This is a genomic window from Marinobacter sp. 1-4A, from assembly GCF_016597725.1.
GTDB lineage: Bacteria > Pseudomonadota > Gammaproteobacteria > Pseudomonadales > Oleiphilaceae > Marinobacter.
Genome location: NZ_VCGY01000003.1, coordinates 104,325 through 118,628 on the forward strand (window position 1 = coordinate 104,325; position 14,304 = coordinate 118,628).

Consider the following 14,304-nt stretch of genomic DNA (forward strand, 5'->3'; position numbering starts at 1 on the left):
CCTGTTTCAACAAATCGTTTCGCCGCCGTCGGCTACAATGGTTTGGCCGGTTATATAGGCACTGGCTTTGGTTGACAAAAAGACAGCCAGACCAGCGATATCAACCGGATCACCAATCCTTCTTAAAGGGGTTTTATCTTCTGCGCGCTTCACGCGAACAGGGTCTTCCCAGAGCGCTTTGGCGAAGTCGGTTTTGATCAGGCCGGGGGCTATACTATTTATACGGACGCCTTTCGGCCCCCACTCCACGGCCAAATTTCTCGCCAGTGCGGCTTCTGCTGCCTTGGACACTCCATAAGTACCAATGGTGGTGTTACCACGGATTCCAGCAATGCTGGACAGCATTACAACAGCGCCCTCGCCTTGCCGTGCCATCTGAGGCAGCACCATGTTGGTAAGCCAGAAGCTACCTTTAACATTGGTGTCCATGATCTTGTCCCAGGCCTCGTCAGTCATTTCCGAGGTTGGGCCATAAACGGGGTTAGTAGCCGCGTTGCAAACCAGCACGTCGATCGTGCCCCAGGCTTCGTTGGTTTTGTTTACCAGATTCTGCAGATCGTCTTTTTTACCTACGTGGCAGGGTATGGCCATGGCCTCGAAACCTTGCGACTTCAGCTCATTCGCAACCTGTTCACAGGCCTCGGCTTTACGGCTGGAGATAACAACTTTCGCGCCCAGGCGGGCCATTTCTTCGGCAATTGAACGGCCGATACCTTTGGTGGAGCCCGTTATCAGGGCTACCTTTCCGGTCATATCAAAAAGCGGGTTGTTCATAACTCGATCCTCATGCACGGTGCTTGGGGCGCGGGCGGGAAGAGCGTTCAGGGGATGCCAAAAACAGGGATGTTTTTGACAAGCGTACAGGGACGTATTCACAGCGTGCCCCTGAACACTCTTCCCGCTCGCGCCTCCTCAAAGGTTTCGGTCTGATTACCGGTACTGACGCAATTCAATCTTGGCCACAGAATCCAGATGTACCTCATCCGGGCCATCCGCCAAACGCAATGTCCGAACCTTCGCCCAAGCTGACGCAAGGAAAGTGTCCTGACTCACACCTGCACCGCCATGCACCTGAATAGCGCGATCAAGCACCTTCAAAGCCATGCTCGGAGCAATCACCTTAATCATGGCAATCTCCTGACGGGCTACCTTATTACCTACGGTATCCATCATATGCGCAGCCTTCAGCGTCAGCAGTCGCGCCTGCTCGATTTCAATACGACTACGGGCAATATCCTTGCGGATAGAATCAAAGCTGGACAGGGGCTTGCCAAATGCCTCGCGCTCATTGGCACGCTTGCACATCAATTCCAGCGCTCGCTCAGCAACACCAATAGTGCGCATGCAGTGGTGAATACGGCCAGGCCCAAGGCGACCCTGAGCAATTTCAAAGCCACGCCCCTCACCCAGCAAAATATTGCTGGCAGGAACCCGCACGTTTTCATAATGCACTTCTGCGTGGCCATGGGGTGCGTGATCGTAACCAAACACAGTTAAGGGGCGAATCAGTTTTACACCGGGCGCATCCAGAGGTACCAGAATCATGGATTGCTGTTGATGCTTAGGCGCCGCCGGATCGGTTTTGCCCATCACGATGGCAATTTTTGCCGACGTCGTCATGGCACCTGAAGACCACCACTTTTTACCATTGATCACATACTCATCGCCTTCGCGACGAATTTCACAAGCAATATTGGTCGCATCTGAAGAAGCCACATCCGGCTCGGTCATAGAAAAACAGGACCGGATCTCACCCGCCAGCAAGGGCTTCAACCACTGCTCCTGCTGCTCTTCATTACCGTATCGGGCAATGGTTTCCATATTGCCGGTGTCCGGTGCGGAGCAGTTGAATACCTCCGGAGCCATTTCAGAACGGCCCATAATTTCGCAAAGGTGGGCGTATTCAAAGTTGGTCAGCCCAGCCCCCAGATCGCTCTCAGGCAGGAACAGGTTCCAGAGACCTTGGGCCTTCGCCTTTACCTTCAGCTCCTCGATGATCGGAACCGGCGCCCAGCGATTCTCTGCCCTTTCGATCTGCTCATGATGCTTATGTTCGTTGGGGTAAATGTGAGCATCCATGAACTCCGTCAACTGCGCCTGCAGCTTTTTTACTTTGTCTGATAACTCAAACATGACTCATTCCTCTTTGATACAGACTCATTGACCGGCCTTCACAGCCGATCGGGTTTTTGTTTTGTAGACTGAAAATCAGATTGGGACGCCTTCCGGCTTGTCACTGCCAGACCGGATTCGGAATGTGCCCTCGGCAATGGCGAGCAGGTTGCCTTGGTCGTCGAGGACTTCACCGGTGCTGTTGAAAATCCGGGTTCCCCCAGCGCGCTTCCGTCCGATCACTCGGATAGTGCCGCTGGAGCATTGGCCGGTGAACGTCGTAGTCAGAGACAAGGTAATGGCTTTACGCATCCGCCCCGGGAAGGGGCAGTGTGTGCCAGCCTGAGCCATGGCAATATCAAGTAGCGAGGTAAGCACGCCACCGTGAATGACTCCACCCAGATTCAGGTGCCGGGATTGCAACTCGAGTTCAATAACTGCTTCATTTTCTTCCCAGCTGGCCTGACGGTAGCCCAGCAAGTTGTGGAAGCCCGGCAACTCCGTGCCATCAACATAGGTTCGATCAACAGAAGGAAGCTCGTGCTTACTCATTACACTTTCATTCCCGGCAGGTTTAAAGAGGCCGTGTTGCCACCATCCACAGGCAGCGCCTGCCCGGTGATATAGCTGGCATCATCACTGGCAAAAAACAGAATGGCCGCCGCAATTTCTTCCGGGTCGCCGTAGCGGCGGAGTTCGCAGCGAGCGCCCAGTTTGTGGGCTTTTTCATGGGCACGGGCATAGTCAAATATCGGTTTGGTCATGCCGGTCTCGACCAGACCCGGGCACACGGCGTTCACGCGGACATTGTCGCCACCAAGATCACACGCAGCGGTCATGGTGAGGTTAATCACTCCAGCCTTGGAGGCACTGTAAGCGTTGCCTCCCGCGCCTGAACGGATACCAGCAACCGACGCTGTATTAATAATGGAACCGAGTTTGCGAGCCTGCATATGAGGTGCAACATGCTTAATGAGCAACATGGTGCCAATGAGGTTAACGGACAGCACGCTGTTCCACTCGTCGCGCTCGTTTTCAGTGACCGGCGGATGCCCCTTCCCTGTACTCGCAATGCCTGCGATATTGCACAGGATGTCAATTTTCCCGAAAGCCTTGATCGTCTCGCTTACCAGATCCTTTACCTGAGTTTCATCGGCAACGTTGACGATGCGCCTGCGATGCTCAGCACTTTCTGGCATCTGGTTCCCGGTTTCCACCAGACCCGATTCGGACGTATCCGCCAAGACAACTCGGGCACCTTCGCGGGCCAGCCTCAAAGCAGTTGCGCGGCCTATACCACTGCCAGCCCCGGTAACAAGTGCCACCCGATTCTCAAAACGCTCCATTCCGCTGCCCCTTCGTGTCGCTAATTTTATTATTGCGCTGGCGGTTTTGCTTTCGCATTAATTTGTCATGCCTTCCGATTTTGAGTCAATATAATCGGAAGTAAATTTCACTAGTCAAAACACCATAGCAGCATAAGGCACAAAAATGAAAAGTAACCTGAGAAAAATGCCGGTGTATGCCCCCATAACCGACAATGAGCCCATGGAGGCCATTGGCCACCGGATACAATCGTTCAAATCCACCCGCGCCAACCATCCGGCACTGATCACTGAGCAAGGCACTGTGGGTTGGCGGGCGCTTCTGGAGAGGACAAACCAGATTGCAAACCGCCTGAGAGAGGCAGGTCTGCAGACCGGCGATTCTGTTGCTGCGTTATCGGAGAACAGTGCGGACTATATTGCCTTGTATCTTGGCGTGCTCACGGCAGGCGGCTGTATGGTTCCGCTATCAGGCATGGCCAGCGCCGAATCTCTGGGATTGATGCTGTCAGATTGCAGCGCGCAATTTCTATTCGTATCGCAAACAAATCGGGATCTGCTTCATAGCGTCCCACCCGAGCTAAAGGCGTTGCCAGCCGACCGCATTATTGCTCTGGATGAACATGGTGACGGTATTGGAGAGCCACTTACCAACTGGCTTGGCAACACGTCAACCGAAGCCGCACCGGCGCATGTAACCATAGATGATGCCTTCAACATCATTTACAGCTCTGGCACCACCGGCACGCCAAAAGGCATACTTCATGACTACCGGTTCAGGCAAAGACAGATGGTACGCATGAGCCGCTTCGGGCTGGATGCCGATGCCGTTAATCTGGTCTCAACGCCGCTTTACTCCAACACCACACTTGTTTCGGTGTTACCCACACTGTTCCATGGCGGCACTCTGGTGATCATGGCGAAGTTCAACGCTCGTCGGTTTCTGGAGCTCGCAGAAGCGCACCAGGTGACCCATGCGATGTTAGTGCCGGTGCAATACCAGAGGATTCTGGCTGACACAGAGTTCGATCGCTTTGATCTCTCCAGCTTCAAGCTAAAACTCTGCACCAGTGCACCCTTGAGGCCAGAGGTAATAGCCGATGCCATGGCCCGCTGGCCCGGTAATATACGAGAGCTTTACGGCCTTACTGAAGGCGGTATTTCCACCAGCCTTGACTGTGCAGCCTACCCGGACAAGTGGAATTCTGTAGGCGTTCCGACGGAAGGCGCGGAAGTGCGCGTAATCAACGAAGAGGGCCGCGAACTGCCGAAAGGCGAAATCGGCGAAATCGTTGGTCGGGCTATCTCAATGATGCGAGGCTACGTGAATCGGCCAGAGCAGACCCGGGAAATCGTTTGGGAAAGCCCAGAAGGCGATGTGTTTTATCGCAGCGGAGATATGGGGCGAATCGATGAAGAGGGCTTCATTCATATACTCGATCGCCGTAAAGACATGATTATTTCCGGCGGATTCAACATATACGCCGTGGATCTTGAAAAGGCGCTGCTGGCTCACCCTGCGGTGGATGATGCAGCGGTTATCGGTATTCCAAGCGAACAGTGGGGCGAAACACCGTTAGGGCTGGTTGTTCTCAGGTCCGGACACTCAGGTTCCGGGCCAGAAATACTCGAATGGGCCAACGAAACACTGGGCAAGAGCCAACGCATCTCTGCGATCGAACTCCGAACAGAGCTGCCCCGCTCCACTATCGGCAAAATTCTCAAACGGGAGCTTCGCGAGCCCTACTGGCAAGGCTTACAGCGCTGATCAAATGCCAGCACAAACTTTGGAGTAGGCATTTTTCTTCTCAGTTCGATTAATGACTAGCTGGAGCACACCCTGAGACTGCTGACTATCGATCATTGAGCTATCCTTTTAAAAATATTCTGCTGTATACGCCTAAAACATCCTATTGCAAAAGCCAGCTCTTGTGATAGATTCACTAAACAATAGTTCACCCTGCAGTCGCCAGTTCTGCACAGTGAAACAACAACAAACATCATTACAACAACGAACGAGGCACGTCATGAATCTCTTCGCCAATGCACGCAAAACTCTGACCGTTTACGCGTCAGCCCTTACCCTAGGGGTTTCCGCCGCCCTGACCGCTGCACCTGCAGCTGCACAGGAAACCTACACTTGGAAAGTACAGTCTCACTGGCCGGGTGCCAGCAGCTCCTACACAGACAGTCTGGTAAGGCTGCAGCGTGTTCTGGACGAGCGTACCGACGGCCGCCTTAAGCTCAAGCTTTATGAAGCGGGCGCGCTTTTCAAGGCTCAGGAAACATTCAATGCCGTAAGTCGCGGCATTCTAGAAATGGGTACAATTTCTCCGGGCTACGCTCAGGATAAGATTTCTCTCGCTGGCATTGCTTCCGGCTTGCCCTTTGCGTTCCGTAATGTTTGGGAAGCCACTTATTTCCATCAGGGCATGGGCTTTGAGCAGATGCTTCGTGACGAAGCTGCGGAACACGGTGTTTACTGGGCGACCGACAAGGTGTACCCCACCGAGATGGTGATTAAAAAACCGATCAATAGTTGGGATGATTTTACCCGTCTAAAAATCCGCTCCTCCGGCGCTCTGCAAAAGTTCCTGACCGAAGCGGGTGCTGCCGCATCTTACATTCCGGGTAGCGAGCTATACTCGGCTCTGGACTCGGGCATTGTTGACGGCGCCCATTGGGGTGCTGCTCAGGGCGCTGCCAGCATGGCTCTGTATGAAGTGGCCAAATACCACGTGCAACCCGCCCTGAACATTGCAGGCACAGACGTCATCATTGTCAGCATGAAGGCACTGAAAAAGTTGCCGGAAGACATGCAGCAAATCGTCAAAGATGCTCTTGATGAGCAATTTTGGGTTCGTACCAACGAATACCTTTACAAGGAGCGCATAACTTTGGCCAAGGTCATCGCCGAACAGGGCGTGCAGGTAAACGTTATGCCCGATGAGGTTCAGGATAAGCTGGTGAAAGCAGCACAGGCAATGTGGAACGAGGAAGGCGAGCGCAGCGCAAACGCCAAGAAGGCGCTGGCTATGCTTAAAGATTACCTGAAGGAACTCGGCTACCTCTAAGCTAAGAGATTAGCTAATTGATAAAGGCTGGCGCCTTTGGCGCCCGGCCTTTTTATCCCTGAAGCAACCAACATCCTTCCGGAGAATGCCATGAGTGTGCTGACCGCATTCATAAGCGGGGTTACCCGTCTTAATGATTTTGTCGGACGCTGGATCGCCTTGCTCGTTTTCGCCATGTTCGCGTTCCTGCTACTGGAGGTGGGATTCCGTTACCTGCTGAACGCGCCCACGGTCTGGACCAACGAACTTACCCAGATGCTGTTTGGCGTTTATGCAGTCATGTCCGGAGGCTACATCATGGCTCACCGGGGGCATGTGAATGTCGATCTTTTGCACTCTCAACTGCCCCCCCGCAAACGGGCAGCCATGGATATCTTCACTTCGCTGATATTTTTTATTTTCACCCTAGCCTTGCTGTGGTTTGGCATCGATATGGCGAACGAGTCCATATCAAGTTGGGAATCCTCTTACTCCGCCTGGAATCCCCCAATCTGGCCAGTAAAGCTAGCCATTCCTGTCGGTACAGGGCTTTTGGTACTTCAGGGCCTGGCCAAACTACTTGAAGACATCGCCATTGCCTTCAATCTGGACTATTACCGCCCCGATCAGAACACTACCGAAGGAGAGCAGTCGTGAGTATTGAAATCCTGACCCTGCTGTTTTTCGGCTCGTTGCTGTTCTTCCTGATACTGGGCTTACCGCTGGCGTTTGTTCTCGGCGGTGTTTCGGTGATCTTTCTATATTTCACCTGGGGATTTGATTCCTTCTATATGGTGGCCTCGCAGATCTGGGGCACCATGGGCAGTTTTACACTGGTTGCCATACCGCTGTTTGTCTTCATGGCCATGGTGCTGGAGCGAACCGGTGTTGCGCGAGACTTGTACCGGATGATGCATTTGTGGTTCGGCGGCCTTCGTGGCGGTCTGGCCATAGGAACATTGGTCATTTGTGCGGTGTTTGCGGCAATGGTCGGCATCAGCGGTGCAGCAGTGGTCGCCATGGGCACCATCGCACTGCCCTCCATGCTGGAGCGCGGCTATGATCGCAAGATGGCGCTGGGTGTCATCAACACAGGCGGTGGTTGGGGCATTCTGATACCACCCAGCATATTGATGATTCTCTACGCCCTGATTACCGGTGTATCCGTAGGCCAAATGTTTGCTGCCGGTATCATGCCGGGCGTGCTGTTGATGGTTATGACGGTTATTTACATCCTTGTGCGCTCTACGCTTCAACCGCATCTGGCGCCTGCATTACCGCCGGAAGAACGTGGCTCTTGGCCCGAAAAATTCCGGGCGTTGAGAGCCGTTCTACTGCCCATTGGCGTTGTGTTCATGGTGCTGGGCTCCATCATCGGCGGCATAACTACGCCCACAGAAGCTGCTGCCATGGGTGTTCTTGGCTCGCTGATTTCAGCTGCCGTGTATCGCCAGCTCAAGTGGAGCATTTTGCACGAAGCGGCTATCCGCACGTTCAAGCTAACGGGCATGATCATGTGGATTCTGTTTGCCGCCCACGCTTTCAGCGCAGCGTATCAGAGCATGGGTGCGCAGGAGCTCATCGAAGGCATGATGCAGTATATCCCCGGAGGCCCCTGGGGCATCATCATCGCGATGATGGTGATTATATTCTTTCTGGCCATGGTGCTTGACCCGGTTGGTATCATGCTGATCACTTTGCCGGTTTTCATGCCAATCGTGAAATCCCTTGGCTTCGACCCAATCTGGTTCGGCATCCTTTTCGTGATCAACATGGAAATTGGCTACAAGACGCCACCTTTCGGCTTCAACCTCTTCTATTTGAAGGGCGTGGTTCCGCCGAATATCACCATGAAAGACATCTATACCTCTGTGGTTCCGTTTGTGATCATCGAGATAATCGCCATAGGTATCATTATGGTATTCCCGGAAATCGCCACTTGGCTACCAGGGGTGTTCTTCTGATCCATCACTCAGGTGCACCAAAAAGGCGGTCAGTGAATGTTACATACCAAGCTGCCGCCTGCACCTGAACAATGTATGCCAGTAGCTACCTTCGCCTCAGCACTATGTCGGTGGAAGCGATTGCGCCCAACCTCATGATTAACAACCCCCGCCCTCGGCCAACCCGCAACACCATAATGATGTTCGTGGGCTTGATGCTGGTCGCCCTCAATCTGAGACCTGCACTCACCAGTGTCGGCCCGATTCTGACGTCCATCGGCGATGGCCTGTCGCTGTCGTCTGTTGGCCAGGGCGTACTCACAACACTCCCCGTGTTGCTGTTGGGCCTTGCAGCACCACTGGCTCCAAGAGCAGCGCGCAAATTCGGCTTGGAACGAGCGGTGTTAGTGGCCCTTATCATTCTGGGTGTGGCGTTAGTGGCACGCCCTTACCTTGGCGCAGGCAGCTTATTTCTGGGCACAGCGGTGGCCGGTGGCTGCATCGGCGTGATGAGTGTTTTACTTCCGGGTATCGTGAAACGGGATTTCCCCAATTCCACAAGCCTGATGACTGGCATTTACACCGCCATGCTTTGCGCCGGAGCCTCTGTTGCAGCTGGGGCAACCGAGCCGCTTCGCATCGCCTTCTCCGGCAACTGGGAATCTGCGCTGGCCTTCTGGGCAATCCCCGCCGTTATCGCTGCCCTCGTCTGGTGGCTGCAACTCAACGGTAAGCACGTTCCGAAGGTGCCCAGCGCACCCACAAAATCCATGTTTAAAGACAAACTGGCCTGGCAGATTGCTTTTTACATGGGCCTGCAATCATCACTGGCCTATACGGTATTTGGCTGGCTACCCACAATTCTTCAAGACCGCGGGTTGGCGCCAGTGGATGCGGGGCTGGCCGCGTCGGTTTCCATTCTTATGCAAGTGCCAACCGCTATTGCAGCACCCTGGATAGCCAGCCACATGCGCGACCAGCGATTTATGCTGGTACTGGTGATGCTGGCAACATTGTCAGGGCTTTGCGGCAGCATTTACGCACCGATCAACGGAGTGTGGGTATGGGTGGTTTTGCTGGGAATGGGCCAGGGCGGCTCATTCAGCATTGCACTTACCTTGCTTGCCGTAAGAGCGCGGGATGCGGAAGCCGCTGCGCGCTTGTCGGGCATGGCACAAAGCCTGGGCTACACCATGGCAGCTCTGGGTCCGCTATGTGTGGGCATACTGCACGAGAAGTTCGACAGCTGGAATGTTGCAGGTGGCTTTCTGGCTCTGGTCGCCATTGGAGCCATTGTTGCCGGGCTCGGGGCCGGGCGCCGGCTTTACGTGCTCGATCATTAGGCAAGGTGGTCTTAGGTGCCGTCACCTCGAACGCCGAGCCGGTCCAGATAGACATGCAACTCGGCCTCACTCATATCAACATATTCCAGTACCCGCCCATAAAGCATAACCGTGGGCACATTGCGCCCGCACCGCTCTTTTTGGGTTTCGTGTATCAAATACAGAATAAGCCTTTCAGTTCGGGTTAGGCCGTCACGCACATCCGGAATCACGTCCAAAACCTGCTGCCACTCTTCAGGGCCCATAAGCTTCCTTTATTGCACATCGATACAGTTTCACGTCCAGCCTCCTAACTGTTTGTCTTACTAGTAGTTCCCAGAGTCCTCAGCTAACCTGAGTCTTAGTACTCAAACTCACCGTTTAACAGACCAGTATATGGGAAAGACCCGGGGCGCCGCAGCCCAGATAACCAAACTGCATTGGATAGTGATCTGCCTTTCCTTGTTGCTGACGGTGGCGGCCTGGCAAATCTCGTCACAGATCGCAGATGCCAGAGCCGAAGACCACTTTGATCAACGGGTTGAGCAGCTCAACGAACTGTTAATGGACCGGATGCAAAAGTACGAGTTTGCGTTGATTTCCGGAGCAGGTGCTATCCGTGCAAACAACAACGACCTCTCACTCACCCAGTGGCGGCAATTTGCAGAAGTTCTTGCCGTGCAAGACCGGTTGCCCGGCGTTCGCGGCATTGGCGTTATCAAAAGGGTGCCAGAGAGTAAACTAGAAGCCTATCTGGCAGAAGAGCAAAAAGAGCGACCTGGTTTTCGTATTCACCCGCCTCACACAGGTTCGGACTTTTGGCCCATCACCTACCTCGAACCTCTCGCCGGAAACGAAGCCGCCATTGGTCTCGATATGGCACACGAATCAAACCGCTTCACTGCGGCTCAAAAAGCGATGCGCACAGGCCAAACGCAAATTACTGGGCCCATAGCTCTGGTTCAGGACGATGAGAAGAAGCCAGGCTTTCTGTTTTTTCATCCCTTCTACCGCACCCAAGGCGCGCAACAACAAGGGAATAAGGAAGCTGATTTCCTTGGCCTTGTGTACGCGCCTTTTCTTGTTTCCCGGCTGATGGAAGGCACCTTGGCAAACACAAACCGGCTGCTGCACTTTCAGATCAGTGATGGCGATCACCAGCTTTACAGCGAGTTCAATGAAACTGGAGAGAATAACTACGACACCTCACCTATGTTCCAAATCTCCTATTCTCTCGATATTTATGGGCGGGAGTGGCAATTTGACGTGCAGACAACCCGGCTTTTCGACAAATACAACGCCAGCAGGCAACCCGTAGCCATTCTGGTGAGTGGCCTGATCATCAACGGCCTTATCCTGCTTGCATTCCTACTCCTCTCCAACGGCAAACGGCGGGCCGAGCAAGAAGTTATCGAGAAGACAGCAGAACTGAACATGCAGAAGCTTGAAGCCGAGTCGGCTGTTAAGGTGAAAACAGCATTTCTTGCCAACATGAGCCATGAAATCCGTACGCCAATGAATGCCATTATCGGCATGCTGGTGCTTCTAAAAGAGGCCCGCCTCAACGACTACTCCCGCCGCCTGGTAAGTAAAGCATTCTTAGCCTCCGAGGTGTTGTTGCAGCTTCTGAATGACATTCTGGATCTGTCGAGAATTGAAGCAGACCATATCGAACTGGACTATCAGCCCTTTGAAATCGAAGCGCTGATTCAACGCAGTATTGAGTTGTTTGCCATCACTGCCGAAGAGAAAGGGCTGAAACTGCGGGTGAACATTGCGCCGTCCACGCCTAGGCGTGTCACAGGCGACCTCCTGCGAATCTCCCAGATATGTACCAATCTGGTCGGGAATGCAATCAAGTTCACTCAGGAAGGCAGCGTGAGTGTGAGTATCGGATTTAACAGTACCGATAAGACCCACGGGGTTCTCAAAGTCACGGTAAAAGATACCGGCATCGGGATCAGAGAAGAGGACCAACAGCGGGTTTTCGAGAACTTTCGTCAAGCCGATGAATCCACCAGCCGCGTATTCGGCGGCTCGGGCCTTGGCTTGGCAATCAGCAACCATCTCGCAAAACTCATGGGCGCAACGCTCAGCCTGGAAAGCGCCGAAAACCAGGGGTCCAAGTTTACCCTGACGATCCCTGTTGCTCTGGCCGAGAACGAGGAAAATATCGGCACTCGCCATGTTACAAGCCCTATCCAAGTCTATCACTATGGCATGAACCACAACCTTTCCCTTCTGGAAACCTACCGCGAGCACTGGTCTCTGGAACTGACAAAAGCCGCAACCCTGAATGAAATAAAATCCGTATTGGCAACAGGGTCTGAGGAAGGGAGTGCCAAGCCGTCAATGGTGATCGTCGATATGGAGGATGTCGAAACAGAGGTCGCTAAAGGCTTCGTGCAGGACCTGCTGGCGGCACCGGCGCAATACCAAATGAAGGGGCTTCTGGTAGTCGTACCTGCTGGCTTCAAGCATAGCTGGATGATTGAGTTTCAGGATGCCGGCGGGCGCACAGCCTATGAACCTCTAACGCCCTCCAAGCTTTTCGAGCATCTCACGCCGACGCAGCTGGAAGAACACACGCTCTCATCGTCTCCTCGCCCCTTGTTCCACAATTTGAGCGTACTGATTGTTGATGACGTGCAACTCAATTGCGAAATCGTTGAAAGCTACCTTAGTTCGTTTGGCGTGCAGTCCGAGTCTGTCCACAACGGTGCCGACGCTATGCAGCGCCTGAAAAGCCGCCCATTCAATCTTGTTCTGATGGATCTTCATCTGGATGGTGAAACGGGACAAGACATTACCCGCCAGATACGAGCCCACGAGGGTATCAGTCAGCCAATCATAGCCGCGCTTTCTGCCTCAATATCTGAACACGACCGCAGCAGCGCGTTCAGCGCGGGTATGAACGACTACCTGACTAAGCCTGTTCTCCCCGGGGACATTCAAAGGTTGCTGCAAGCCTTTTTCAAAGAGCATGCCGCCAGCAACCAACTATCACCTCCGGCTGAGGCAACAAACCCGCTGAATCAAACATCCGACGTTGAATTGCCGAATTTTATATCCCGATCTGCGCACCAAACCCTATTCGGAGCCGATCCCGCCCTGTTCAACCGTTGCCTGCGCAGCTTTCTAGCCAGCTCCACAGAGATGATTGCTGCCCTGAAACACTGCTTGCAACATAACGATCCGGCAGCGACCAAGGCCATTGCTCACAAGGTTAAAGGAGCGGCGGCCAATATCGCTGACACGGAATTGGCGAGGGTTGCTGATGAGGTTGAAAAAGCTACCGAATCGGGCAACTCAGCACCCGGACCAGATGTACTTCTGGCAACTCTGGTGGAGCATGCTCGGCAGCTTTCTGAAGTGACCAGCGCTGCAGAATCCACCGCTTCGGCCGATACCAAGATGAGCGATCCGTTGAACCAGGTCATTGAGCGGATGATTCAGCGACTGAGCGGCAACCGAATTGCGAGTGACAGTGATATTGATCAAGTGCTGGAATATCTGCGAGAGAATGGCGAAACCAGCGTAGCGACCCGCCTGCGCCGGGCGCTTGAAACCTACAAATTTAGCGAGGCCACCGATTTGCTGTCGAAGATCAAACCTGAATGCCAAGGCAGTTAGCCTGATGAGTATAAATAGAGCACCAACGGTGCTGATCGTAGAAGATGAACCCGTAGGCATTGCCAGCCTCGTTGGCATTCTGGGGGACGCCTGTGAGCTGATCATCAGCCAGAATCTAGCTGAAGCAAGGGAGCTGCTGTCTGGAGAGATCGATATCGTCCTTCTCGATCTGTACCTGCCCGATGGTTCCGGGCTCGATTTTCTGAACGAGCTGAGAACTTCAGAGCCTTACTTGGACGTGCCCGTCATCTGCGTTTCTGCTTCGGACAACACACAGGATATTGAGGAAGCTTTCCGGCATGGCGCCACAGACTATGTACTGAAGCCGTTCAACAAAACCATCCTAAGCGCCAAAGTATCCACGTTTATTGACCTTAAGCGCAAAACTGACATGCTGGCAGAAGCCGCTCTTCTTGACCCCTTAACCGGGATTGGCAATAGGCGACTGTTCTATCAACAGCTCGATCTGGAATGGCGACGAGCTTCACGCCAGAACAATACCCTTGGACTGGTGCTGGTTGATCTGGATCACTTCAAACAGATCAATGATCAGCACGGTCACGCCCAGGGCGATTTGTGCCTGCAAAAGCTGGCAGCTACCATGAATACCAGCTTCGCACGTGCTGGTGAAGTGGTTGCACGCCTCGGAGGTGACGAGTTTGTCGCGCTTTTACCCGGGGCTGATCAACGAAGCACAGTGCTGGCAGCAAACAACCTAATGAGGTCCATACAGGCAGAGTGTCAGAGCTGCCCCAAATTTGCGAAAACCTGTACGCCTTTCACTATATCGGTAGGTTGCTCGGCAATTCAGCCGTCATCTTTGTCAACTGCCGAAGAGTTGGTCGAAGCTGCAGACAAGCATCTCTATGAAGCCAAGGAAGATGGAGGCCGTAACTGTATCAGACCCTTACTATGA

At 53.5% G+C, this 14,304-nt stretch carries 12 protein-coding genes; 7 read left to right on the forward strand and 5 right to left on the reverse strand.

Annotation, left to right across the window (positions count from 1 at the left end; all coding sequences use genetic code 11):
- Positions 1 to 6: 6 nt before the first annotated feature.
- The 4 genes from FE845_RS07555 to FE845_RS07570 form a co-directional block, all read right to left on the reverse strand.
- Positions 7 to 774 carry an SDR family NAD(P)-dependent oxidoreductase gene (locus FE845_RS07555; RefSeq protein WP_200363069.1) on the reverse strand — a complete coding sequence of 256 codons (768 nt, stop codon included), beginning with the start codon at positions 772 to 774 and terminating at the stop codon, positions 7 to 9.
- Between the two features lie 156 nt (positions 775 to 930).
- Entirely contained in the window at positions 931 to 2,133 is a 1,203-nt protein-coding gene (locus tag FE845_RS07560) for an acyl-CoA dehydrogenase family protein (RefSeq protein ID WP_200363071.1), read from the reverse strand.
- 75 nt (positions 2,134 to 2,208) lie between these two features.
- Positions 2,209 to 2,664 carry a PaaI family thioesterase gene (locus FE845_RS07565; protein WP_200363073.1) on the reverse strand — a complete coding sequence of 152 codons (456 nt, stop codon included), beginning with the start codon at positions 2,662 to 2,664 and terminating at the stop codon, positions 2,209 to 2,211.
- On the reverse strand, positions 2,664 to 3,458 hold the full coding sequence (locus FE845_RS07570; RefSeq protein ID WP_200363075.1) for an SDR family NAD(P)-dependent oxidoreductase: 795 nt from the start codon (positions 3,456 to 3,458) through the stop codon (positions 2,664 to 2,666). Before FE845_RS07570 ends, FE845_RS07565 begins: the two co-directional genes overlap by 1 nt.
- Before the next feature lie 145 nt (positions 3,459 to 3,603).
- On the opposite strand from FE845_RS07570, the gene FE845_RS07575 reads away from it, so the two are divergent.
- From FE845_RS07575 to FE845_RS07595, 5 genes are all read left to right on the forward strand, one after another.
- A complete protein-coding gene (locus tag FE845_RS07575; protein ID WP_200363077.1) occupies positions 3,604 to 5,205 on the forward strand; it encodes a class I adenylate-forming enzyme family protein in 1,602 nt (533 codons plus the stop codon).
- Positions 5,206 to 5,464: 259 nt separating this feature from the next.
- The gene (gene dctP / locus FE845_RS07580) at positions 5,465 to 6,511 is read left to right on the forward strand and encodes a TRAP transporter substrate-binding protein DctP (RefSeq protein WP_200363079.1); all 1,047 of its coding nucleotides are present in this window, start codon (positions 5,465 to 5,467) and stop codon (positions 6,509 to 6,511) included.
- Positions 6,512 to 6,601: 90 nt separating this feature from the next.
- A complete protein-coding gene (locus tag FE845_RS07585; protein ID WP_200363081.1) occupies positions 6,602 to 7,147 on the forward strand; it encodes a TRAP transporter small permease subunit in 546 nt (181 codons plus the stop codon).
- Positions 7,144 to 8,454 carry a TRAP transporter large permease gene (locus FE845_RS07590; RefSeq protein ID WP_200363083.1) on the forward strand — a complete coding sequence of 437 codons (1,311 nt, stop codon included), beginning with the start codon at positions 7,144 to 7,146 and terminating at the stop codon, positions 8,452 to 8,454. Before FE845_RS07585 ends, FE845_RS07590 begins: the two co-directional genes overlap by 4 nt.
- A 71-nt stretch (positions 8,455 to 8,525) precedes the next feature.
- Positions 8,526 to 9,776 (forward strand): CynX/NimT family MFS transporter, encoded by a 1,251-nt coding sequence (locus FE845_RS07595; RefSeq protein ID WP_227714182.1) that lies wholly within the window; start codon positions 8,526 to 8,528, stop codon positions 9,774 to 9,776.
- A gap of 11 nt (positions 9,777 to 9,787) precedes the next feature.
- Here FE845_RS07595 and FE845_RS07600 read toward each other — a convergent pair whose 3' ends face one another.
- The gene (locus FE845_RS07600; protein ID WP_200363085.1) at positions 9,788 to 10,021 is read right to left on the reverse strand and encodes a hypothetical protein; all 234 of its coding nucleotides are present in this window, start codon (positions 10,019 to 10,021) and stop codon (positions 9,788 to 9,790) included.
- A gap of 130 nt (positions 10,022 to 10,151) precedes the next feature.
- Here FE845_RS07600 and FE845_RS07605 point away from each other — a divergent pair, with 130 nt between their 5' ends.
- Together FE845_RS07605 and FE845_RS07610 are read left to right on the forward strand one after the other, a co-directional pair.
- Complete coding sequence (locus tag FE845_RS07605) at positions 10,152 to 13,388, forward strand: CHASE domain-containing protein (RefSeq protein WP_200363087.1); 3,237 nt, start codon at positions 10,152 to 10,154, stop codon at positions 13,386 to 13,388.
- 4 nt (positions 13,389 to 13,392) lie between these two features.
- Positions 13,393 to 14,304, forward strand: a complete 912-nt coding sequence (locus tag FE845_RS07610; protein WP_200363089.1) for a GGDEF domain-containing protein — start codon at positions 13,393 to 13,395, stop codon at positions 14,302 to 14,304.